This is a genomic window from Mycobacterium sp. E183 (assembly GCF_001667735.1).
Lineage (GTDB): Bacteria > Actinomycetota > Actinomycetes > Mycobacteriales > Mycobacteriaceae > Mycobacterium.
In genome coordinates, this window is sequence record NZ_LZJN01000181.1 from 17,698 (window position 1) to 40,695 (window position 22,998).

Annotated in this window: 20 protein-coding genes; 12 read left to right on the forward strand and 8 right to left on the reverse strand. The window is 69.5% G+C overall.

Annotation, left to right across the window (positions count from 1 at the left end):
* The first annotated feature begins 48 nt into the window (after positions 1 to 48).
* Complete coding sequence (locus A5691_RS21200) at positions 49 to 2,427, forward strand: phosphoketolase (protein WP_068015770.1); 2,379 nt, start codon at positions 49 to 51, stop codon at positions 2,425 to 2,427.
* A gap of 122 nt (positions 2,428 to 2,549) precedes the next feature.
* Complete coding sequence (locus A5691_RS21205) at positions 2,550 to 3,311, forward strand: CPBP family intramembrane glutamic endopeptidase (protein ID WP_067760762.1); 762 nt, start codon at positions 2,550 to 2,552, stop codon at positions 3,309 to 3,311.
* A 6-nt stretch (positions 3,312 to 3,317) separates the two neighbouring features.
* On the opposite strand, the gene A5691_RS21210 is transcribed toward A5691_RS21205, so the two are convergent.
* The 5 genes from A5691_RS21210 to A5691_RS21230 form a co-directional block, all read right to left on the reverse strand.
* On the reverse strand, positions 3,318 to 4,346 hold the full coding sequence (locus A5691_RS21210) for a zinc-binding alcohol dehydrogenase family protein (protein WP_067760760.1): 1,029 nt from the start codon (positions 4,344 to 4,346) through the stop codon (positions 3,318 to 3,320).
* A gap of 49 nt (positions 4,347 to 4,395) precedes the next feature.
* The gene (locus A5691_RS21215) at positions 4,396 to 4,695 is read right to left on the reverse strand and encodes a GlsB/YeaQ/YmgE family stress response membrane protein (RefSeq protein ID WP_067760758.1); all 300 of its coding nucleotides are present in this window, start codon (positions 4,693 to 4,695) and stop codon (positions 4,396 to 4,398) included.
* A 134-nt stretch (positions 4,696 to 4,829) separates the two neighbouring features.
* Positions 4,830 to 5,870, reverse strand: coding sequence for an alanine and proline-rich secreted protein Apa (locus A5691_RS21220; protein ID WP_067760754.1), 1,041 nt, complete (start codon positions 5,868 to 5,870; stop codon positions 4,830 to 4,832).
* A 107-nt stretch (positions 5,871 to 5,977) separates the two neighbouring features.
* Positions 5,978 to 7,075: a sulfate/molybdate ABC transporter ATP-binding protein gene (locus A5691_RS21225; RefSeq protein ID WP_067760752.1), complete on the reverse strand. Its 1,098-nt coding sequence runs from the start codon at positions 7,073 to 7,075 to the stop codon at positions 5,978 to 5,980.
* Between the two features lie 8 nt (positions 7,076 to 7,083).
* Positions 7,084 to 7,881: an ABC transporter permease gene (locus A5691_RS21230; protein ID WP_197499222.1), complete on the reverse strand. Its 798-nt coding sequence runs from the start codon at positions 7,879 to 7,881 to the stop codon at positions 7,084 to 7,086.
* Positions 7,882 to 7,995: 114 nt separating this feature from the next.
* Between A5691_RS21230 and A5691_RS21235 the strand changes: the two genes are divergently transcribed.
* Positions 7,996 to 10,665 (forward strand): adenylate/guanylate cyclase domain-containing protein, encoded by a 2,670-nt coding sequence (locus tag A5691_RS21235; protein WP_231980967.1) that lies wholly within the window; start codon positions 7,996 to 7,998, stop codon positions 10,663 to 10,665.
* Here A5691_RS21235 and modA read toward each other — a convergent pair whose 3' ends face one another.
* A complete protein-coding gene (modA, locus tag A5691_RS21240; RefSeq protein WP_068015767.1) occupies positions 10,666 to 11,424 on the reverse strand; it encodes a molybdate ABC transporter substrate-binding protein in 759 nt (252 codons plus the stop codon).
* Positions 11,425 to 11,658: 234 nt separating this feature from the next.
* On the opposite strand from modA, the gene A5691_RS21245 reads away from it, so the two are divergent.
* The 4 genes from A5691_RS21245 (at position 11,659) to A5691_RS21260 (ending at position 15,398) form a co-directional block, all read left to right on the forward strand.
* Positions 11,659 to 12,336: an SDR family oxidoreductase gene (locus tag A5691_RS21245; protein WP_068015765.1), complete on the forward strand. Its 678-nt coding sequence runs from the start codon at positions 11,659 to 11,661 to the stop codon at positions 12,334 to 12,336.
* A gap of 59 nt (positions 12,337 to 12,395) precedes the next feature.
* A complete protein-coding gene (locus tag A5691_RS21250) occupies positions 12,396 to 13,313 on the forward strand; it encodes an LLM class F420-dependent oxidoreductase (RefSeq protein WP_067760740.1) in 918 nt (305 codons plus the stop codon).
* Positions 13,314 to 13,429: 116 nt separating this feature from the next.
* Positions 13,430 to 13,810, forward strand: a complete 381-nt coding sequence (locus A5691_RS21255; protein WP_067760738.1) for a DUF4189 domain-containing protein — start codon at positions 13,430 to 13,432, stop codon at positions 13,808 to 13,810.
* A 199-nt stretch (positions 13,811 to 14,009) separates the two neighbouring features.
* Positions 14,010 to 15,398, forward strand: a complete 1,389-nt coding sequence (locus tag A5691_RS21260) for an NAD(P)/FAD-dependent oxidoreductase (protein ID WP_067760736.1) — start codon at positions 14,010 to 14,012, stop codon at positions 15,396 to 15,398.
* A gap of 89 nt (positions 15,399 to 15,487) precedes the next feature.
* Here the strand turns inward: A5691_RS21260 and A5691_RS21265 are convergent, their stop codons facing one another.
* Positions 15,488 to 15,871 carry a PaaI family thioesterase gene (locus A5691_RS21265; RefSeq protein ID WP_067760734.1) on the reverse strand — a complete coding sequence of 128 codons (384 nt, stop codon included), beginning with the start codon at positions 15,869 to 15,871 and terminating at the stop codon, positions 15,488 to 15,490.
* 305 nt (positions 15,872 to 16,176) lie between these two features.
* Here A5691_RS21265 and A5691_RS21270 point away from each other — a divergent pair, with 305 nt between their 5' ends.
* The 4 genes from A5691_RS21270 to A5691_RS21285 all read left to right on the forward strand — a co-directional run bounded on the left by A5691_RS21270 (position 16,177) and on the right by A5691_RS21285 (position 20,597).
* On the forward strand, positions 16,177 to 16,596 hold the full coding sequence (locus A5691_RS21270) for a BlaI/MecI/CopY family transcriptional regulator (RefSeq protein ID WP_067760732.1): 420 nt from the start codon (positions 16,177 to 16,179) through the stop codon (positions 16,594 to 16,596).
* Between the two features lie 14 nt (positions 16,597 to 16,610).
* Positions 16,611 to 17,561 carry a M56 family metallopeptidase gene (locus tag A5691_RS21275; protein ID WP_067760730.1) on the forward strand — a complete coding sequence of 317 codons (951 nt, stop codon included), beginning with the start codon at positions 16,611 to 16,613 and terminating at the stop codon, positions 17,559 to 17,561.
* A gap of 99 nt (positions 17,562 to 17,660) precedes the next feature.
* Complete coding sequence (gene gndA / locus A5691_RS21280) at positions 17,661 to 19,118, forward strand: NADP-dependent phosphogluconate dehydrogenase (protein ID WP_067760728.1); 1,458 nt, start codon at positions 17,661 to 17,663, stop codon at positions 19,116 to 19,118.
* Positions 19,119 to 19,160: 42 nt separating this feature from the next.
* Complete coding sequence (locus tag A5691_RS21285; RefSeq protein ID WP_067760726.1) at positions 19,161 to 20,597, forward strand: GuaB1 family IMP dehydrogenase-related protein; 1,437 nt, start codon at positions 19,161 to 19,163, stop codon at positions 20,595 to 20,597.
* A gap of 45 nt (positions 20,598 to 20,642) precedes the next feature.
* Here A5691_RS21285 and A5691_RS21290 read toward each other — a convergent pair whose 3' ends face one another.
* Positions 20,643 to 21,266 carry a GNAT family N-acetyltransferase gene (locus A5691_RS21290; RefSeq protein WP_067760724.1) on the reverse strand — a complete coding sequence of 208 codons (624 nt, stop codon included), beginning with the start codon at positions 21,264 to 21,266 and terminating at the stop codon, positions 20,643 to 20,645.
* A 294-nt stretch (positions 21,267 to 21,560) separates the two neighbouring features.
* On the opposite strand from A5691_RS21290, the gene A5691_RS21295 reads away from it, so the two are divergent.
* The gene (locus tag A5691_RS21295) at positions 21,561 to 22,931 is read left to right on the forward strand and encodes a hemolysin family protein (protein WP_067760722.1); all 1,371 of its coding nucleotides are present in this window, start codon (positions 21,561 to 21,563) and stop codon (positions 22,929 to 22,931) included.
* Positions 22,932 to 22,998 lie beyond the last annotated feature (67 nt).

Consider the following 22,998-nt stretch of genomic DNA (forward strand, 5'->3'; position numbering starts at 1 on the left):
GGCGACCGCGTCGGGCGCCGTTCACCGCAAGCGCGGACAATCGGCTGAGTGAGCCTAGAAACCCAGACAACCGCTCCCCTTGCCGACGACGAACTCGACCTGATCAACGCGTATTGGCGCGCCGCCAATTACGTGTCCGTCGGGCAGATCTACCTGCTGGACAATCCCCTGCTGACCGAACCGCTCTCGCCCGAGCACGTCAAACCGCGGCTGCTGGGGCACTGGGGCACCACCCCGGGCCTGAACCTGATCTACGCGCACCTCAACCGGATCATCCGCGACCGCGACGCCAGCATCATCTACGTCACCGGGCCCGGCCACGGCGGCCCGGCGCTGGTCGCCAACGCCTACCTCGAGGGCACCTACAGCGAGGTGTACACCGGCATCGAGCAGGACGCCGAAGGGCTGCGAAAGCTCTTCCGGCAGTTCTCTTTTCCCGGCGGCATCCCCAGCCATGTCGCCGCCCAGACGCCCGGCTCCATCCACGAGGGCGGTGAACTCGGCTACGCGCTGGTGCATGCCTACGGCGCGGCCTTCGACAACCCGGATCTGGTCGTGGCCTGCGTGGTCGGGGACGGCGAGGCCGAAACCGGGCCACTGGCGGCCAGCTGGCATTCCAACAAGTTCCTCAACCCGGTCACCGACGGCGCGGTGTTGCCCATCCTGGCTCTCAACGGCTACAAGATCGCCAACCCGACGGTGCTGGCGCGCATCCCGCACGACGAACTCGAGGCGCTGCTACGTGGCTACGGCTACCGGCCCATCACGGTCGCCGGTGACGATCCGGCGAACGTCCATCAGCAGCTGGCCGCCGCCCTCGACGACGCCTTCGACGACATCGCGGCCATCCAGCGCGCGGCCCGCGCCGGCAACGGGACCGAGCGGCCCGTGTGGCCGATGATCGTGCTGCGCACCCCCAAGGGCTGGACGGGCCCGAAGGTGGTGGACGGCAAGAAGGTCGAGGGCACCTGGCGAGCGCACCAGGTCCCGCTGGCCGAGACGCACGACAACCCTCAGCACCGCGCCCAGCTCGAGGAGTGGCTGCGCAGCTACCGGCCCGGGGAGCTATTCGACGACGACGGCAGGCTGCGCGCCGAGCTGCGCGCGCTGGCGCCCAGCGGTGACCGCCGGATGAGCGCCAACCCGCACGCCAACGGCGGACTGTTGCTGCACGACCTCGACCTGCCGGACTTCCGCGACTACGCGGTCGCGGTGCCGCGGCCCGCCGCCACGACGCACGAGGCGACCCGGGTGCTCGGCACCTTCCTGCGGGACGTGATCGCCCGCAACTCCGACCGGTTCCGGCTGATGGGTCCCGACGAGACCGCGTCGAACCGGTTGGACGCCGTCTACGGGTCGACCGACAAGGTGTGGCTTTCGGAAATCGGGCCCGACGACGAGCACCTCGCGCCCGACGGCCGGGTGATGGAGGTGCTCTCCGAGCACCTGTGCCAGGGCTGGCTGGAGGGCTACCTGCTGACCGGCCGGCACGGCCTGTTCAACTGTTACGAGGCGTTCGTCCACATCGTCGACTCGATGCTGAACCAGCACGCGAAGTGGCTTGCCACCAGCCTGGAGCTGCCGTGGCGGCGGCCGATCGCGTCGCTGAACTACCTGCTCTCCTCGCACGTCTGGCGCCAGGACCACAACGGCGCGTCGCACCAGGACCCCGGCTTCATCGACCTGGTCGCCAACAAGCGGGCCGAGCTGACCCGGGTGTACCTGCCGCCGGACGGCAACACGCTGCTGTCGGTGACCGACCACTGCCTGCGCAGCCGCGACTACATCAACGTCATCGTCGCCGGCAAGCAGCCGGCGCTGGCCTACCTGGACATGGACCAGGCCGTCGCGCACTGCGCGCGCGGCGTGGGCATCTGGCCGTGGGCGAGCACCGCCACCGCCGAACCCGACGTCGTGCTGGCCTGCGCCGGCGACATCCCGACGCTGGAAACCCTGGCCGCGGCCGACATCCTGCGTCGCGAACTGCCCGAGCTCGCGGTCCGGGTGGTCAACGTCGTCGACCTGATGCGGCTGCAGCCGGATTCCGAGCACCCGCACGGCTTGCCGGACCGGGAGTTCGACGCGCTGTTCACGCGCGACAAGCCGGTGATCTTCGCCTACCACGGCTACCCGTGGCTAATCCACCGGCTCACCTACCGGCGCACCAACCACCCGCGCATCCACGTGCGTGGGTTCAAGGAGCGGGGCACCACGACGACACCGTTCGACATGGTGATGCTCAACGATCTGGACCGCTTCCACTTGGTTATCGACGTCATCGACCGGGTGGACGGGCTGGCCAGCAAGGCCGCGGTGCTGCGCCAGCGCATGGTCGACGCCCGGCTCGCGGCGCGCATCTACACCCGGGAGCACGGCGAGGACGACCCGCAGATCGCCAACTGGACCTGGGAGGCGAGCGAGCAGTGATGGGAGCGAGGCGGACATGCGCGCCGAGATTGCCGTCACGGTCGCGCCCCGGGCGCCGACCACAACCGTGACGGCCATCTCGTTGGAGTCACGCCGCCGCGGCTCACCGGTAAACTGGCCAAATGCCCGAGGCGCCCGCCATCGCTGACACCCACCCGGTGCTCGCGCAGCTGTCGGCGCTGCACAGGGTCCGGATCCACCTCGACATCGCCGTCGTCGTGCTCGTGCTGGTGCTGACCAACCTGGTCGCCCACTTCACCACCCCCTGGGCCGGCATCTGCGTCGTTCCCGCCGCCGCCGTCGGCCTGGTGTTCCTGATGCGCGCCAACGGTCTGGAGTGGGCCGATTTGGGTCTGGGGCGCGAACACTGGAAATCGGGGTTGGGCTATGCCGTGGCCGCGGTGCTGGTCGTGGCGTCGGTGATAGCTGTCGGGGTGCTGCTGCCGATGACCCGGCCGATGTTCCTCAACCACCGCTACGCAACGGTCTCCGGCGCGCTGATCGCATCGATGGTGATCATCCCGCTGCAAACCGTGATCCCGGAGGAGCTGGCATTTCGGGGCGTGCTGCACGGCGCGCTGCACCGGGCCTGGGGCTTCCGCGGGGTCGCGTTGGCGGGTTCGCTGCTGTTCGGCCTGTGGCACGTCGCGACGTCGCTGGGGCTGACCAGCAGCAACGTCGGCTTCACCCGGCTGTTCGGCGGCGGCGTCGTGGGGATGCTGGCGGGTGTCACCGGCGCGGTGCTGGCCACCGGTGCGGCCGGCTTCGTCTTCAGCTGGCTCCGCCGGCGCAGTGGCAGCCTGATCGCGCCGATCGCGTTGCACTGGTCGCTGAACGGGCTTGGGGCGCTGGCCGCCGCCCTGGTGTGGCATCTGACCAGCTGAGGGCGCTCACACCAGCAGCACCGCCGCGCCGGCGATGCGGCCCGCGCTGAGGTCGGCCAGCGCCCGATCCGCCTGGTCCAGCGGGTATTCCGGTGTGGTCACCTCGATGTGATGCTCGCCCGCGAAGTCGAGGAACGCCCGCGCGTCGGCCCGGGTGTTCGACGTGACCGAGCGGACCTGGCGCTCCTGAAACAGGTGTCGCTGGTAATTCAGGACCGGGATGTCGGACAGGTGGATGCCGGCGATCGCGAGGGTGCCGCCGCGGTCCAGGGCCTCCAGCGCGGGCAGCACCAGCTCCCCGACCGGCGCGAACAGGATCGCCGCGTCGAGTGGCACCGGTGGCGGGTCGGCCGCTCCCTGCGCCGACGCCGCCCCGAGCTGCATGGCGAGCTCACGCGCCTCGGCTCCGCGGGTCATCACGTGCACCTCGGCGCCCTGCGCCAACGCGACCTGCGCGGTGATGTGGGCACTGCCGCCAAAGCCGTACAGCCCGAGCCGTCCGCCTGGCGGCAGGTCGGCACGAAGCAGGGAGCGGTAGCCGATGATGCCGGCGCACAGCAGCGGCGCGAGCTCGCTGTCGCTGTAACCGGCGGGCAGCGGATGCGCGAAAGCGGCGGGAACCGTGGCGAATTCGGCGTAACCACCATCGGCGTCCCAGCCGGTGTAGCGGGACTGCGGGCACAGGTTCTCGTCGCCGCGGCGGCAGTACTTGCACACCCCGCAGGTGTGGCGTAGCCAGGCGATGCCGACCCGGTCTCCCACCCGAAACTCGTCGCCCGCTTGCGCGCCCATTTCCACGACCTCCCCGACCACCTCGTGGCCGGGCGTCACGTGGTCGCGATGCACGGGCAGGTCGCCCTCGGTGACGTGCAGGTCGGTGCGGCAGACGCCGCAGGCCCGGACGGCGACCAGCAAATCCGATGGCCCGGGGCGCGGCACCTCCGAGGCGACTTGCTCGAGCGGGGCGGTGTCCATGGGGCCGGGTTGACGCACCCGCCATGCGCGCATGGCCGCGGTGGACAGCGGTGCAATCATCCGTCAATCATGCCGCCAACCGCCACGGCCGCAACGGGTTGACTGGGGTCTACGTCCTGCGCACCATCCCGACGATCCAGAGCAGGATCAGCGACCCTAGCAGCGCGGTGAAGAAGGTGAAGATCAGGCCCCCGCCCGCGGTGTTGACGAAGAAGCTCAAAATGAAGCCGCCGATCAACGCGCCGATGATTCCGATCACGATGTCCATCAGGATCCCGGCGCCGCTGCCCCGGATGATCTTGCTGGCGAGCGCGCCGGCCAGACCGCCGATGATGATGTATCCGATGATGCCGACGCTCGTGAACGTGGTTGAGCGGGCCAGATATTCGGTAGCTGCCATGACGTCCATGCGGGTCTCCTTGCATTCGCTGGCAAAGCCCAGCGAATTGCTGGGCCGTCACTTCGGTATACCCGCTCCGCGTAACGAAAAAGGTCCGGATTCGGCGACGGTTCGCCCATCATCCCGGCGCCCCGATCAGGGTGTCAGGTGGACTGCGTCCGCTGTGGTGCCGGCGCCGGGGTGGGGCTTACCTCCCCGGCCGGAGCCGGAGCGGGAGCCGGCGATGGCGCTCCCGGGGCCGCCGGGGCGGCGGGCGCAGGTTGGCCTCCGGGCGGAGGTGCCGCCGGTGCCGGCTGTGCGCCCGGAGCCGCCGGGGCTCCAGCGGCCGGCGCGGGCGGGCCCGCCCAGGGCTGGATCGACTCGGCCAGCGCCTTGGCCGCACCCTTGTCCACCGGGTCGTTGGCCGTGCCGAGCCAGACCACGAACCAGCGTTGCGGCGGTCCGCCCGCGTTCGTCGCGGGCAGCCCGACCACGCCCGTCCAGATCTGGCCGTTGGGCTTGGAGGCGTCGCTGAACTTGACCTCGTAGTACGACGCGCTGCCCGTGATGCCGTTGGCGCCGGTGAGCGTGGTGGCTTCCTGGTTGATCCGGGTGCCCGGATACGGCAGGAAGAACTCACCCATGTCCGAGCCGAGCCGCACGGCGGCCTTGGCGTTGTTGGCTTCCGCACTGGCGTAAAGCTTCTGGTCCAGGCGGCCCATCACGATGCGGGTGTCATTGGCGACCGGTGGCGGCTGGTCGGGCAGCGGCGGCGGCCCCGTCGTCTTGCTCAACAGCGCCGAGCCGTAGTCGAGGTGGGAAGCGTCCGATTCCACCCAGCCGGGCGGAAGGACGTAGCTGAAACCGCCCACGGCGTTGGCGACCCGCCCGGCGTTCGGGTCGACGGGGGGCGGCGGCGGTGCGTTCGGGTCGACGGGCGGCGGCGGCGGCGCGTTCGGGTCGACCGGTGCCGGGGACGCGCCGGGCGCCGGGGCGGCCGGCGGCGGTGTGGTCGCGGGAGCCGCGGGGCCGGCTGCAGGAGGCGCCGTCGTTGTCGTCGGCGGGACCGGAGTCGGAACCTCCGGATCGGCGTTCGCGGCCCCCGGCAATGCGATCGTGACGGCGCTGGCACTGGTCACTGTGGCTATCGCCAGCGTCGCCCACAGGCCTTTGCGACGTGTCGAGTTGGGATCCACCTGCTCCATGGCGACGAACCTACCGTGTTACCGCTGTGACGCAAGGAGCCTTGCGGACAATTGCAGCGTCGTTTTTCCGATGTTGCCGATGCGCGACCGGGCGCCCGATTGCACCCTCAGTGCGCCGCCGGATACAACTCGACCTCGTGCGCTTTGACCGAGAACCACACCCTTTCCCCGGGCGCCAGCCGCAGCTCCGATGCGGCGTCGACCGTGATCTCCGCGGCCAGGCCGGGCGCACCGTCGGGTTGCTGCTCGCCGCGCACCAGCACCGCCGCCCCGCGGATGTCCAGCTCCGCCACCGTCACCTCGACCGTGTTGCGCGGGCTGCCGTGCGGTCGGTCCCGATAGATCGCCACCGCCGTGGGCGGGAACACCGCAATCGCATTCTGGCCCGCGGCGAGCCCCTCACCCCCCGGCGCCGCATGCCAGCGCACGCCGGAGCGCGCGTCCAGTGCGGCGTCCGCGGCGGCCGTCCCGTTGACCAGGTTGACGCCCGCGATCCGCGCCCCGAAGTGACTGCGCGGCGCGGTGAGCACGTCGGAAACGGGACCGATCTCGGCGATCTTGCCGGACTCGAGCACCAGCACCCGGTCGGCCAGCGTGAACACGTCGAGCAGGTCGTGCGTAATCAGGACCACCGCGCAGCCGGTGCGGGCGACCACGCGCCTCAGTACCGCGCGAATGCTCGCGGCCGCCGCGACGTCAAGACCGTTCAGCGGCTCGTCCAGCAGCAGCACGTCGGGCTCGGCGGCCAGCGCCCGCGCCACCGCCACGCGCTGGGCTTGCCCGCCGGACAGCTGCCGCGCCTTGCGGTCGGCGAACCGCTCGGCGTCCACCTCGCGCAGCCAGCGCAGGGCCGCCGCCCTCCCCGCGGCTCGTCGTGTTCGCAGCCCCCCGCCCCGGCTGCGCGTCCCGAAGGCCACGTTGGCGGCGACGCTCATGTGCGGGAACAACAACGGGTCCTGCATGAGCAGGCCGACGCGGCGGTCATGGGTTGCCACGTTGACCCCGGCCGCGGTGTCGGTCAGCACCCGGTCGCCCAGCCGCACCACCCCGTGGTCCGGGCGAACCAGCCCGGCGATCACATGCAGCGCGGTGGATTTGCCCGCGCCGTTGGGCCCCAGGACCGCAAGGACTTCGCCGGCCGACACGGTGAACTCCACGTCCAGTCGGCGGTCCGCGACGTCGGCGCGCAGCTGCAGTTCGCTCATGGCCCCGGCTATCTCGTTTCGTCTCCGGTCAGCCGGCGGGCGCCGAGCCCCAGCACCACCAGCGCCGCCACCGCGACCAAGAGGATCGACAGCGCGACCGCGGCGTCGGCGTCGGTGACCCGCTGCAAATAGATCTCCAGCGGCAGCGTGCGGGTGACCCCTTGGCGGGACCCGGCGAACGTCAGCGTGGCGCCGAACTCCCCCAGCGAGCGGGCGAACGCCAGCACCGCGCCCGACGCCAGGCCCGGCAGTAGCAGCGGCAGGGTGATTCGCCACCAGACGGTGCTGGGCCGCGCCCCCAGGGTCGCCGCCACCACCTCGAAGTCGGCGCCGGCGGTGCGCGCGGCGCCCTCCAGGGAGATCACCAGGAACGGCAGCGACACGAAGGTCTGCGCCAACACCACCGCGGTGGTGCTGAACGCGATGCTGACACCGGCGGCCTCGAGGTACTTGCCGAGCAGCCCGAGCCGGCCGAACGCGTACAGCAGCGCGATCCCCCCGACGACCGGCGGCAACACCAAGGGCAGCAGGATAAATGGTCGCAGCAGCCGCACCGGTCGCGCGGTGCTGCGGGCCAGCACCAGGGCCATCGGGACGCCAAACAGCACGCAGAGCACGGTGCTGGCCGCGGCGGTCTTGAGGCTGAGCAGCAGGGCGGTTCGCGACGACGCGCTGGCGATCAGTGACCAGAAGTTGGGCCAGTCGACCTTGATCGCGATGGCGAGTAGCGGCAGCACCACGAACCCGGTCCCCGCGGCGGCGGGAACGTACACCCACCGCGGTAGATCGGCGCGACGCTCGCTAATGCTTGGACCCCAACCATGATCGGGCGATGAACACCGCCCCAACCTAGCGCCCGAGAGCCGAGGTTTCCGCCGATGTGCGAGGTAGAAGCAGGTGCGTTGTGAGATTCTGCTGGGGTGTCCGCTCGGCCGGCGGCCGCTCCTTCGGGGGTGGTGACGTTTCTGTTCACCGACGTCGAGGGCTCGACGCGTCGGTGGGAGGCCGACGCGGACGGGATGCGGGTGGCCCTCGCGGCCCATGACGACGCGTTGCGCACCGCGATCGAGGCGCACGGGGGCTGGTTGTTCAAGCACACCGGTGACGGCGTGTGCGCGGCGTTCGCCTCGCCGCGCGCGGCGGTCGATGCCGCCGTGGCCGCACAGCGCTCACTCGAGTTGCCGGTGCGGATGGGGCTGGCGACCGGCGAGGCCGAGCTGCGCGACGGCGACTACTTCGGCACGGTGCTCAATCGTGCGGCGCGCGTGATGGCCGCCGGGCACGGCGGTCAGATCCTGGTGGCCGCGTCGACGGCAGGCTTGCTGAGCGGCGTGGATCTGGTCGACCTGGGACCCCGTCGGTTGCGGGACGTCCCCATGCCGGTCGGCGTGTTTCAGGTCCGAGCCGCCGGCCTGCGGGCCGACTTTCCGCCGCTGCGGGCGCTGGACACGAGTCCGGGCAACCTGCGGCCCGCCCACACGAGCTTGATCGGCCGCGAGGCCGCCGTTGCCGACATCGAAGCGGCGGTCAAGACGCATCGTTTGGTGACGCTGACCGGAGTGGGTGGGGTCGGCAAGACCCGCCTCGCGTTAGAGGTGGCCACGCGGTTGGCTGATGAATTCCCGGACGGGGCGTGGCTTTTCGAGTTGGCCGCGGTGACCGACCCGGCGGCGGTTCCCGACGCGGTCGCGGCGGTGTTGGGCATCACCCAGCAGCCGGGCCAGACCGTCGGCGAGTCGGTCGCTGCCGCATTGGAGGGCCGGGTAAGGCTGTTGGTGCTCGACAACTGCGAGCACGTGCTCGACGCCGCCGCCCAGCTGATCGAAGCCATCCTCGCACGATCGGCCTCCGTGAAGATCCTTGCCACCAGCCGCGAAGGACTGGGAATTCCCGACGAGCAGGTGCGGCCCGTCCGTTCCCTGGACGTGGCGGGCGTCCACTCCGCGGCTGTTACCCTGTTTACCGAACGCGCCCAAGGCATTTCGGCGGGCTTCTCGATGGTCGACGGCCGTGATGCCGCCGCCGTCACCGAAATCTGTCAGCGGCTGGACGGGATTCCCCTAGCCATCGAGCTGGCCGCGTCGCGGATGGCGTCAATGACCGCCAGTGAAGTGCGTGACCGCCTCGACCACCGCTTCAGGCTGCTGGTCGGTGCGCGGCGCGGCCTGGAGCGCCACCACACGCTGCGCCACGCCGTGGCCTGGTCCTACGACCTTCTCGACGACGACGAAAAGGCAGTGCTGGCACGCTGTTCGGTGTTCGCGGGCGGATTCGACCTCGAAAGTGCCTGCGCCGTAATGGGCGCCGAGGATGAGTACGTGATTCTGGACCTGCTCGATGCCTTGGTGCGCAAGTCGCTGCTGGTCGTCGACCGGTCTTCGGGGCGCACCCGGTTTTCGATGCTCGAGACGATCCGCCAATTCGCCGAGGAACAGCTCATCGCCTCCGGCGCTGCGGGAGAGATCCGCGCCGCGCATGCCCGCCATTTCGCCGGGCGCGAGGCCGACGTCATGGCGCTGTGGGACGGCCCGCGCCAGCGTGAGGCATACGACTGGCTCACGGTCGAGTTGGCCAACTTGCGCACCGCCTTTCGCTGGTCGACCGAACACGGCGACCTGGATGCGGGTGCGGCCATCGCCGCATACGCGGGCTTGCTTGGTCCGTTTCTCGAGAACTACGAACCCATCGCCTGGGCCGAAGAAATGGTCGAACCCCTTCGTGCCGTCGACCACCCACGGCTGGCAGCCGTGTGCGTGGGGGCATCGCTGGCCGTTCTGGTCGGCCGGTACCAAGAGGCCGTGCGCTACAGCGAAATCGGTGAGACGGTCATCGCCGCCGCCAGCGACAAGGTGTCGTCGTTCGGGGAGGCCTTTCTCGGCAGCGCGTATTTGTTCGTCGGGCAGCCCGAACGGTATCTCGAGCTATGCCGGGCCCAGGTGGGGCGCGGTGGGGACGCCAACACTTTCGCCAGGGCAAACCTGGTGTTCGCTCTGGCCGTCTGCGGTTCGTCTGACGGGGCGTTGGCAACGGGCGAGGGCCTCATCGATGCCGCCGAGGCCACCGGGAATCCATGGGTGCTCGCCTACGCACTCTTCGTGTATGGGTACGCGGTCCGTGCGACCGATCCGGATCGCGCCCTCGCGGCGCTGCGCCGCAGTCTGCTCGTCGCGCGGGATAGCGGCAACCGGTTCTACGAGACCCAATTCCCGTACTGGGCCGCCGGACTCATGGCCGAGCAAGGGGACCCCGGGGCGGCGGTGGATCACCTCGCCTCGGCCATCCGCAACAACCACGAGTCGGGCAACATCGGCATGATGTACAACGCGCTCGCCGTCCTCGCCGTGTTCCTCAACCGGCTAGGACACTACGAACCGGCTGCCACCATCGCCGGTTTGGCGGCGGTCAGCCCGATGGCAGCAACGACCTTGCCCGAACTCGCAGAAATGATCGCCGACCTTCGCGAGGTCCTCGGTGACCAAACCTACGAATCGCTCGCCCGCAAGGGTGAGACGATGACCACCGCCGAGATGGTGACCTACGCCTATGGCCAAATCGACCAGGCCCGAACGGGTTTCGGACCGCCGCGCTGATCAGGGCTTGGCGAACCCCGCCTGGGCCAGGATGTTTTGGCCGACGTCACCGGTCACCATGGCCACGAACCGCTTCGCCAGCGACGCTTGCGGCGCCTTGTTCATCACCGCGATCGGATAGACGTTCACCGCGCCGGCGGCCTCCGGGAAGCTGACGGTCGTCACCTTGTTCCCGGCGCTGTGGGCGTCGGTGACATAGACGAGCCCGGCGTCCGCCTGCCCCGTGGTGACCTTGTTGAGGACGTCCGTCACGCTCGGTTCCTCGCTCACCGGGTTGAGGTGGACGCCGGTGCTGTCCTCGACGCGCCGGGTCGCCGACCCGCAGGGCACCGGCTTCTGGCAGACGACCACGGCCACCCCCGGCCTCGCGAGGTCGGCGAACGACCCGACCTGCCTCGGGTTGCCCGGCGCGGTGACGATCACCAGCGTGTTCGAGGCGAAGTTCGTCGGGTCGCCGGCGACCAAGCCGGCCTTGGCGACCGTGTCCATCTGCGCGGTGTCCGCCGACGCGAAGACATCGGCGGCGGCGCCCTGCGTCAACTGGGTGGCCAGTTCCGACGATCCCGCGAATTCGAAGTCGACGTTGCTGCCGGCGTTCTGGGCCTTGAACAGCGCTCCGATCTGGGTGAACGCGGGCTTCAGCGAGGCGGCGGCGAACACCACCAGCGTCCCGGGCGCCGCCGGTTTCGATCCGCACCCGATCAGGGCCGCCATCAGCATCGTCGAGACGAAACCGGCCAGGAGTCCGATCCGAGGCATGGATGCACCCTAACCCGCCGACGATGCGGAGCTATTGCAGGCCTAACGGCGCAAAAAAGTGTGGGTCGAATAGTTACGGAAATGATCCGCGCGTCGCGGCGCGAACAATTTCGCCGACTAGCTACTGTCCAGTAACATGGACGCATACTGATGCCATAACGTGCTGAGATCCCAGGCCGGTCCGTCATTCGATCCGCAGCAGGATCTGGGTTCAACGTTGAACACGAGGAGGTCATGGCAGTGGAAGTGCTGGTCACCGGTGGAGACACCGAACTTGGACGCACAGTGGCCGAAGGCTTCCGCGATGACGGTCACAAGGTGACCCTCGTGGGCGCACGGCGCAGCGACCTCGAGATCGCCGCCAAGGAACTCGACGTCGACGCGATCGTCTGCGACACCACCGACCCGGCGAGCCTGACCGAGGCCCGTCCCCTGTTCCCCCACCATCTGGACACCATCGTCAACGTGCCGGCTCCCACCTGGGAGGCCGGCGACCCCCGCGCGTACTCGATCGCCGACACGGCCAACGCCTGGCGGAATGCCCTGGACGCCACGGTGCTATCGGCCGTGCTGACGGTGCAGACCGTGGGCGATCACTTGCGCTCGGGTGGCTCCATCATCAGCGTGGTGCCGGAGAACCCGCCCGCCGGAAGCGTCGACGCCGCGATCAAGGCGACCCTGTCGAATTGGGTCGCCGGACAGGCGGGCATCTTCGGCACCCGCGGCATCACGGTCAACGCCGTCGCCAGCGGGCGCAGCGCGCAGCCCGGCTACGACGGCCTGTCGCGCACGCCCCCGTCGGTCGCCGGCGAGGTGGCCCGGCTGGCCCTGTTCCTGACCACCCCGGCGGCCCGCCACATCACCGGCCAGACGCTGCACGTCAGCCACGGCGCGCTCGCCCAATTCGGCTGAGGGCGTAATCGCGGCGCGAGCCGTTTCGTCGCGCGTGGAGCGGCACTACGGTAGACCGCGTGGCTATTCGACTCGGTCTGCAGATTCCCAACTTCTCCTACGGCACCGGGGTGGACAAGCTCTTCCCCACTGTCATCGCTCAGGCCCGCGAGGCCGAATCCGCCGGCTTCGACTCGGTCTTCGTGATGGACCACTTCTACCAACTGCCCATGTTGGGCGACCCCGACCAACCGATGCTGGAGGCCTACACCGCCCTGGGCGCGCTGGCCACCGCCACCGAGCGAGTCCAGTTGGGCACCTTGGTGACCGGCAACACCTACCGCAATCCCGCGCTGCTGGCCAAGACCATCACCACCCTCGACGTGGTGAGCCAGGGCCGCGCCATCCTCGGCATCGGAACCGGCTGGTTCGAACTCGAGCATGACCAACTGGGTTTCGAATTCGGCACTTTCACCGACCGATTCAACCGGCTCGAGGAGGCGCTGCAGATCATCCTGCCGATGATCAAGGGCGAGCGGCCGACCTTCTCGGGCAAGTGGTACCAGGTGCGCGAGGCGATGGCGAATCCCCGCTTCCGCGACCACATTCCGCTGATGATCGGGGGCAGCGGTGAGAAGAAGACGATCCCCCTCGCCGCGCGCCACTTCGATCACCTCAACGTCATCGCCGGATTCGACGAACTGCCGGGCAAATTGGACGTCGTGCGGCGGCGCTGCGAAGAGATCGGCCGCGACCCGGCGACGCTGGAAACCAGCACGCTGACCACGGTGCTGGTCGACGAGAACACCAAGCCGGACCAGATTCCGGCCGAGATGACCCAGCGCATGGTGGTCGGCGGCCCCGAGTCGGTCGCCGAGCAGATCAAAACCAAGGTGGTGGACGCCGGCATCGACGGCGTCATCATCAACCTGCCCTTCTACGCCCCCGGCGTGATCAGCTCCGTAGGTGAGGCGCTGCGCCCGGTTGTCGGCCTGTAGCAGCCGACGCCGCGGGCCGTGGGGTCGCGGTTTGGCCCCGCGGCGGTAATACTTCCGTGTAGCAGCGTTTACCTGCGCCACCCGGGCGCAGCGCGGAAGAAGAGGCCGGGAAGGCAATGAAGACAGCAGCCCTGGCGTTGATGGTGGCCGGCGTGGCGTTTGTCGCACCCCCGCTCGCGCATGCCGGCGGCGACGGGATCGCGATGGCGATATCGGACTCCACCGGCCACATCGACATCGCCGACGGCGCCTCGAGCGTGGGTGCGGCCGAGAAGGCGGTTATGGAGACCTGCCGCAAGACGATCAGCGACTGCCGCCTGCTGGCCAGTGGGCAGGGTGGGTGCGTGGCGCTGGTGATGAACGCGTCGAAGACCAAATACTTCGGGGGCTGGGGCCCGACGCCCGAAGAGGCGGAGGCACAGGCGCTCTCACGCGCCCCCGGCGGAACGATCCAGGCGGGCCACGACCACTGCGTGGGCGGAGGCTCGAGCCAATAACGGCGGCCTCGTGCCAGCGGGCCGGCGACCCTGATAGTTGCGCCACAGTGGCCGGCGCCCACCAGGGTTTTCGCCCCCAACACCGTTAGTGTTGCAAACAACACATGCGTATCAACTAGGTTTCCGGGTACCCGCCTGGCTAGCGTTGTGGCTAACTGCAGTCGCGTGTCCAAAAGCCCCCGTCAGGAGCAGCGGAAACATGAGCCCCCCACCCGAAACCACAGCTGGAACCGAACGGCGCCACCAGGTCGTCATCATCGGTTCGGGATTCGGTGGACTCAACGCGGCAAAGAAACTGAAGCACGCCAACGTCGACATCAAATTGATCGCGCGCACGACCCATCACCTCTTCCAACCGTTGCTGTATCAGGTGGCCACGGGCATCGTGTCCGAGGGCGACATCGCCCCGCCCACCCGTGTCGTGCTGCGCAGGCAGCGCAACGTCCAGGTCCTGCTCGGTGACGTCACGCACATCGATCTCGATGGGAAGTTCGTGGTGTCCGATTTGCTCGGTCACACCTACGAAACCCCTTACGACAGCTTGATTATCGCCGCCGGCGCGGGGCAGTCCTACTTCGGCAACGACCACTTCGCCGAGTTCGCACCCGGCATGAAGTCGATCGACGACGCACTGGAGGTGCGCGGTCGGATCCTGAGCGCCTTCGAGCAAGCCGAACGGTCGCGCGATCCGGAGCGACGGGCCAAGCTGCTGACGTTCACCGTCATCGGCGCCGGCCCCACCGGCGTCGAAATGGCAGGCCAGATCGCGGAATTGGCGGCCCACACGCTGAAGGGCTCGTTCCGTGGCATCGACTCCACCAAGGCGCGGGTGATCCTGCTCGACGCCGCCCCCGCCGTGCTGCCGCCGTTCGGCGACAAGCTGGGGACGCGGGCGCGGGCCCGGCTGGAGAAGATGGGCGTGGAGATCCAACTGGGGGCGATGGTCACCGACGTCGACCGCAACGGCATCACCGTCAAGGATTCCGACGGCACCATCCGGCGCATCGAGTCCGCGTGCAAGGTGTGGTCTGCGGGCGTGCAGGCCAGCGGGCTGGGCCGAGACCTCGCCGACCAGTCGTCGGTGGAACTGGACCGGGCGGGCCGCGTCAAGGTGCTGCCCGACTTGTCGGTTCCCGGCCACCCGAACGTGTTCGTGATCGGCGACATGGCCGCCGTCGAGGGCGTACCCGGGGTGGCGCAGGGCGCGATCCAGGGCGCCAAGTACGTCGCCGGCACGATCAAGGCCGAACTCGGCGGGGCCGACCCCGCCGAGCGCGAGCCGTTCCAGTATTTCGACAAAGGCTCCATGGCAACGGTTTCGCGGTTCTCCGCGGTGGCCAAGGTGGGCCCGCTGGAGTTCAGCGGCTTCATCGCCTGGCTGATGTGGCTGGTGCTGCACCTCGTCTACCTGGTCGGGTTCAAGACCAAGGTCAGCACGCTGCTGTCGTGGACGGTGACCTTCCTGAGCACCCGGCGTGGCCAGCTGACGATCACCGAGCAGCAGGCCTTCGCCCGAACCCGCCTCGAACAGCTGGCGGTGCTCGCCGCCGAAGCCAAGCGGCCGGCGACCGCCAAGCGAGCGAGCTAACGGGCCAATCGCAGCAGGGCCCGAATCGCGGATCCGGCCGGCCTCCGCGAAAGTCGTTGCGCAACACAGCAATACGCCGTCGCGCGGATCTACAGGTTCTGCAGCCGCACCTGGCCGCGGGCGACCACCTTGCCGTCGCCGTCGGTGATCGTGACCAGCCACAGCTGCTGGCGCCGGCCGCGATGGATCGGTTCGGCGACGCCGTACACCATGCCCGAACCGATGGAACGCAGGAAGTCGGTGTTGTTGTTGACCCCTACGACGTTGCCGCCGCCGCGGGTCGCAAGCCAGGTGTAGGCGGCCACGCTGGCCATGCTCTCGATGATCGAGCAGTACACCCCGCCGTGCACGAGGCCCATCGGTTGCAGCAGTTTGGGCGTGACCTCGAGTTGCGCGCGGGCGCCGTCGGGGCTCAGTTCGGTGAACTGCAGTCCGATCTCCTGATCGAAGGGGGCGGTGAAATCCGGCGGCATGCTCGGCGGCTGAGGCACGTTCTGTGTCTACACCATGGGTCGGGCGACGGCGCTGGTGGCGGGGTTGCCGCCCCGGAAACGGCTGAGCCCCGTGCCGCGGGGGCACGGGGCTCGCCGATCGAGTAGACCGGGGGTCACTGCAGCCCTCAGGACTCTGCCGCGGTCGTTGTTCGCTCGACTGGGTTAGCATAGGCAAGGCTGCCCTAATTTCGCAAGCGCCTATCCGGCGGCGCGGTGAGCAGCTGCGGTACGACGGTCGGTAGTAAGCGGAGTAAGATGTTGTCGACGTCAGGAGAGAACGCACTATGGCGAAACTGACCCGGCTCGGGGATCTGGAACGCGCCGTGATGGATCACTTGTGGTCCACGCCGGAACCTCAAACGGTCCGCCAGGTCCACGAGGCGTTGTCCGCGCGACGCGACCTCGCCTACACGACGATCATGACCGTCCTGCAGCGGCTGGCCAAGAAGAACCTGGTCTCGCAGATTCGCGACGACCGCGCGCACCGATACGCTCCCGTGCACGGCCGCGACGAACTGGTCGCCGGGCTGATGGTCGACGCGCTGGCCCAGGCCGAGGACCCCAGCGGCAGGCAGGCCGCGCTCGTCCATTTCGTCGAGCGGGTCGGCGCCGATGAGGCAGCTGCGCTCCGGCGGGCGCTCGCCGAACTGGAAGCTAATCAACGCAACAACGCGCCAACCGCTGGCGCGTCGCCGGAGGACTGAGGGAGACTGACAGCGTGTCCGCGCTGGCCTTCACCATCCTCGCGGTGCTGCTGGTCGGTCCGGTGCCGGCCTTGTTGGCACGCGCGAGCTGGCCGCTGCGCGCTCCCCGCGCCGCGATGGTGTTGTGGCAGGCCATCGCGCTCGCCGCGGTCCTCTCGGCGTTCAGCGCCGGCATCGCGATCGCCACTCGGCTGCTCATGCCCGGTCCCGACGGGCGGCCCACCGCCAGCATCCTCGGCGCCGCCGGCCGCCTCGGCTGGCCGCTGTGGGCCGCGTACATCGGCGTCTTCGCCCTGACCGTGCTGGTCGGCGCCCGATTGATGGTGGCCGTCGTCCGGGTGGCAATCGCCAACCGGCGACGGCGCGCCCATCACCGCATGGTCGTCGATCTGGTCGGCCTGGGCCACGGCGGCGCGCTTCCCCAGCCCTGCGCCCACACGCGGGACCTTCGTGTGCTGGACGTGCCGCAGCCGCTCGCCTACTGCCTGCCGGGCGTCCGCAGCAGGGTGGTGGTCAGCGAGGGGGCGCTGAGCACGCTCGCCGACGCCGAGGTCGCGGCGATCCTCACCCACGAGCGGGCCCACCTGCGGGCCCGCCACGACCTCGTCCTGGAGGCCTTCACCGCAGTGCACGCCGCGTTCCCGCGGCTGGTGCGCAGCGCGAACGCGCTCGGGGCGGTGCAGCTGCTCGTCGAGCTGCTCGCCGACGACGCCGCCGTGCGCGCGGCGGGCCGCACTCCCCTGGCTCGCGCGCTGGTCGCCTGCGCGTCCGGGCGGGCGCCGTCCGGCGCACTGGCCGCCGGCGGACCCAGCACCGTGGTCCGCGTCCGCCGGCTGTGCGGGGGCGGCAACAGCCTGGCGCTGGCGGCGGCCGCATACCTGGCCGCGGTCGCCGTGTTCGTCGTGCCCACCGTCGCGTTGGCCGTGCCGTGGCTCACCGAGCTGCGGCGCCTGATCAACCTCTGACGCGTTCGACGGCCAGCACCCCGGGCGGACGCCGGTCCCCTGTGCCACAGTGTGACGGAAAGCTTTTGGGCACAGTTCTCCGACTCGAGAGGCGAAGACATGGGTTCGTCGGAATCAACCACCGCTACCGCGCAGATCGGCGTCACCGGCCTGGCGGTGATGGGCTCGAACATCGCGCGCAATTTCGCCCGGCACGGCTACACGGTGGCGCTGCACAACCGCTCGATCGCGAAGACCGACGCGCTGCTCAAAGAGCACGGTGACGAGGGCAAGTTCGTGCGGTCGGAGACCATCGCGGAGTTTCTCGACGCCCTGGAGAAGCCGCGGCGGGTGCTGATCATGGTCAAGGCCGGCGACCCCACCGACGCCGTCATCAACGAGCTCGCCGACGCCATGGAGGAAGGCGACATCATCATCGACGGCGGCAACGCCCTCTACACCGACACCATTCGCCGCGAGAAGGCGATGCGCGAACGGGGCCTGCACTTCGTCGGCGCCGGCATCTCCGGCGGCGAGGAGGGCGCGCTGAACGGCCCGTCGATCATGCCGGGCGGCCCCGCCGAGTCCTACACGTCGCTGGGCCCGCTGCTCGAGGAGATCTCCGCACACGTCGACGGGGTCCCGTGCTGCACCCACATCGGGCCCGACGGCGCGGGCCATTTCGTCAAAATGGTGCACAACGGCATCGAGTACTCCGATATGCAGCTGATCGGCGAGGCCTACCAGCTGCTGCGCGACGGCCTGGGCAAGACCGCCGAGCAGATCGCCGACGTGTTCGACGAGTGGAACAAGGGCGACCTGGACAGCTTCCTCGTCGAGATCACCGCCGAGGTCCTGCGCCAGAAGGACGCGAAGACGGGCAAGCCGCTCGTCGACGTCATCCTCGACGAGGCCGAGCAGAAGGGCACCGGCCGCTGGACCGTGAAGTCGGCCCTGGACCTCGGCGTCCCGGTAACCGGGATCGCCGAGGCCGTGTTCGCCCGCGCGCTGTCGGGTTCGGTGACCCAGCGCAAGGCCACCACGGGGCTGGCCTCGGGCGAGCTGGGCGCCAAGCCCGCCGACGCGCAGCAGTTCGTCGAGGACGTGCGCCAGGCCCTCTACGCGTCGAAGATCATCGCGTATGCCCAGGGCTTCAACCAGATTCAGGCCGGCAGCGCCGAATACGACTGGGGCATCACGCCGGGCGACCTGGCCACCATCTGGCGCGGCGGCTGCATCATCCGGGCCAAGTTCCTCAACCGCATCAAAGACGCGTTCGACGAGGACCCCGATCTGCCTAGCCTGATCGTCGCGCCCTACTTCCGCAGCGCGATCGAGGCCGCGATCGACGGCTGGCGCCGCGTCGTGGTGACCGCCACGCAGCTGGGCATCCCGATCCCCGGCTTCTCCTCGGCGCTGTCCTACTACGACGCGCTGCGCACCGAGCGGCTGCCCGCGGCGCTCACCCAGGGGCTGCGCGACTTCTTCGGCGCGCACACCTATGGCCGCATCGACGACGACCCCGATAAGCGCTTCCACACGCTGTGGAGCGGGGACCGCAGTGAAGTGCCCGCCTAGCCGGGTACTACTTGAGGGACACGAGGGGGCGCGGCGACAGCGATGAGATTTCTGGACGGGCATCGGCCCGGTTACGACCTGACCTACAACGACGTCTTCGTGATGCCGAACCGGTCGGAGGTCGCGTCGCGCTTCGATGTCGACCTGTCCACCCAGGACGGCTCGGGCACCACCATCCCGGTGGTGGTCGCCAACATGACCGCGGTGGCCGGGCGGCGGATGGCCGAGACGGTCGCCCGGCGGGGCGGCCTGGTGATTCTGCCGCAGGACATCCCGATCACCGCGGTGCAGCAGACGGTGGACTTCGTCAAGAGCCGCGACCTGGTTCTCGACACCCCGGTCGTGCTGGGCCCCGACGACTCGGTGTCCGATGCGACCGCGCTGATCCACAAGCGCGCACACGGGGTCGCGGTCGTCGTCTTCGAGGGCCGCCCGATGGGCTTGGTGAGCGAATCCTGCTGCCTGGGCGTGGACCGCTTCGCCAGGGTTCGGGATGTCGCGATCACCGACTTCGTCACCGCCCCGGTCGGGACCGAACCACGCAAGATCTTCGACCTGCTCGAGCACGCCCCGATCGGGGTTGCCGTCGTGACGAACGTCGACGGCACGCTGGCCGGCGTGCTCACCCGCACCGGGGCCGTCCGCACCGGCCTGTACACCCCGGCGCTCGACCGTGAAGGGCGGCTGCGGGTGGGTGCGGCCGTCGGCATCAACGGCGACGTGGGCGCCAGGGCGCGCTCCCTGGTCGAGGCGGGCGTCGACGTGCTCGTCATCGACACCGCACACGGGCATCAGGTGAAGACGCTCGAGGCGATCCGCACGGTGTCCTCGCTCGAACTCGGGGTGCCGCTGGTGGCCGGCAACGTCGTCTCCGCGGAGGGCACGCGCGATCTGCTGGGCGCCGGGGCGAACATCGTCAAGGTCGGCGTCGGGCCGGGGGCGATGTGCACCACCCGGATGATGACCGCTGTGGGGCGCCCGCAATTCTCGGCCGTCGTCGAATGTGCTTCCGCGGCAAGGCAATTGGGTGGCCACGTGTGGGCCGACGGCGGCGTTCGACATCCCCGGGACGTGGCGCTGGCGCTGGTGGCCGGCGCGTCCAACGTGATGATCGGATCGTGGTTCGCCGGCACCTACGAGTCGCCCGGCGACCTGATGCGCGACCGCGAGGACCAGCCCTACAAGGAGAGCTACGGCATGGCGTCCAAGCGTGCGGTGGTCGCCCGCAGCGCCGCCGACACCGCCTTCGACCGCGCCCGCAAAGCGCTCTTCGAGGAAGGCATTTCGACCTCACGCATGGGCCTGGACCCCGACCGCGGGGGCGTCGAGGATTTGATCGACCACATCACCTCGGGCGTGCGCAGCACGTGCACCTATGTCGGCGCCGCCAACCTGACGGACCTCTACGAGCGTGCCGTCGTGGGGGTGCAGTCGGCCGCGGGCTTCGCCGAAGGCCATCCACTGCCGCTGGGTTGGTGACCCCCGCCGCACGCAATTCTTTGGCGGCGCAGGCAATTTGGTGGGTCAGGCGCCGGCCGGACGTTCCCACGCGTAGAGCGACATGCGGCGATTCCTGGTGTCGTGTTCGCCGAGGAACGCGCAGCCGGCGAATTCGCAGAGTCGGCGCGCGGTGGTGTTGCGGTGATCGGGGTCGAACATGACGCGCCGGCAGCGGGGCTCCATGGCGAAGACGCTCCCGACGATCTGCGGCAACAGCATCGGGCCCAGGCCCCGGTTCATCAGGCCCGGGTCGGCGATGGCGGCGTGCAGCCCCAGGTCATACGGATCGGCATCGTAGTGGTGCGAGATCAAGTCCTTTGCGCCCCAGTATAATTCGAGGTAGGCGCAATCTTGGCCATCGACGCTGCCCAGCAGTGGCACCGAATACGTGCCGTCCAGCTGCGCGCCGAGGTGCCGCTCCCATCGCGGGGCCGGCCAGTCGTACTCCCAGGCCGCGGCCAGGTGTGGGCGGTTCATCCACTCCGCCACCATGCCCGCGTCCTCGGGCCGCGCGACACGCAGCGCGAAGGGCGGTTCGAGCGCGGGGGCCGGCGGCCGCCCGATGCGCGCCACCTTCTCGGAGATGTCGAAGCGCTCGCGCGGAAGGACTTGGGCCGGTTCGGTTTCGGGTGGGCCTTCGGACGCCATAGTCCGCCAGCCTATCGAGTAAGGTTAGGCAACCCATACTTGGGTCCCGGGCGGGCCCGGCCTCCCAGTGAAAACGGTCGTTGACCGAACGGGGGGCGGACCGGGCTACGATAAATCAGCAAAGACGGAAGCGACCGCGTCCGCACCGGTTTCAGGCAGCGAAGGGATTGACGTGCCGCAGGCACCCGTGCAGCCCATGGGCTTCCGGGCGCGGCAGCCGTCCGACGAGCCGCCCGATGCGGAGCCTTCCCCGGCCATCCCGCCAACACAATCGGCCCGCGGGCGGCGTGCTCGATGAACGTCAGCGTCGCCGTGATCAGCATCATTGCCATCGCGGTGCTCATCTTCGGTAACGCGGTATTCGTGGCGGCCGAGTTCTCGCTGACCACGCTGGACCGCAGCGCCGTGGAGGCCAACGCGCGGCGCGGCGGCCGGCGCGACCGCGCGATCCGGCGCGCCCACCACAAGTTGTCGTTCCAGCTGTCCGGCGCCCAATTGGGCATCTCCGCAACCACACTGGCGGCCGGTTACCTGACCGATCCGATGCTGGCCGACCTGCCGCACCCGTGGTTCGACGCGATGGGCATTCCCGACAAGGTGGCCGACGCGATCATGGCGTTCGTGGCGTTGGTCATCGTCACCTCGGTGTCGATGGTGTTCGGCGAGCTGGTTCCCAAATACCTTGCCGTGGCCCGGCCACTGTCCACCGCGCGCGCCGTGGTGGGCGTTCAGCTGCTGTTCTCGCTGCTGTTCACCCCGGCGATCCGGCTCACCAACGGCGCGGCGAACTGGATCGTGCGCCAGCTGGGCATCGAGCCGGCCGAAGAGCTGCGGTCGGCCCGGTCGCCGCAGGAACTGCTGTCCCTGGTGCGCTCCTCGGCGCGCAGCGGCTCGCTGGATCCCGCGACCGCGTCACTGGTGCGGCGCTCGCTGCAGTTCGGCGCCCTGACCGCCGAGGAGCTGATGACGCCCCGATCCAAGATCGTCGCGCTGCAGACCGACGACACCGTCGCCGACCTGGTGGCCGCGGCCGCCGAGTCCGGGTTCTCCCGGTTCCCGATCGTCGACGGCGATCTCGACGAGACCATCGGCATCGTGCACGTCAAACAGGTGCTGGCCATCCCGGCGGCCGACCGGGCGCGCACGCCGCTGACCAACGTGGCGCAGCCCGTCCCGGTGGTGCCCTCGACGCTGGACGGCGACGCCGTCATGGCCGAGATCCGCGCGAACAGCCTGCAGACCGCGATGGTGGTCGACGAATACGGCGGCACCGCGGGCATGGTGACCGTCGAGGACCTGATCGAAGAGATCGTGGGCGACGTCCGCGACGAACACGACGACGCCACCCCGGACGTCGTCGCGGCCGGCACCGGCTGGCGCGTCTCGGGACTGCTGCGCATCGACGAGGTCGCCACCGCCACCGGGTTCCGGGCGCCGGAAGGGCCCTACGAGACCATCGGCGGGCTGGCGTTGCGCGAATTCGGCCACATCCCGGTGGCCGGTGAAACGGTGAAGCTGCCGGCCCTGGACGCCGACGGCCTGTTGGACACCTCGCTGCGCTGGCAGGCAACGGTCATCCGGATGGAGGGACGCCGGATCGACCTGCTGGAACTCAACGAGCTGCAGGGTGACGGCGACACCGGCGCGGCGGGGGGTCCGCGATGAGCGATCCCGTCGGAGTGTTCCTGGCGATCGTGCTGATCGGCGTCAACGCCTTCTTCGTCGGCGCGGA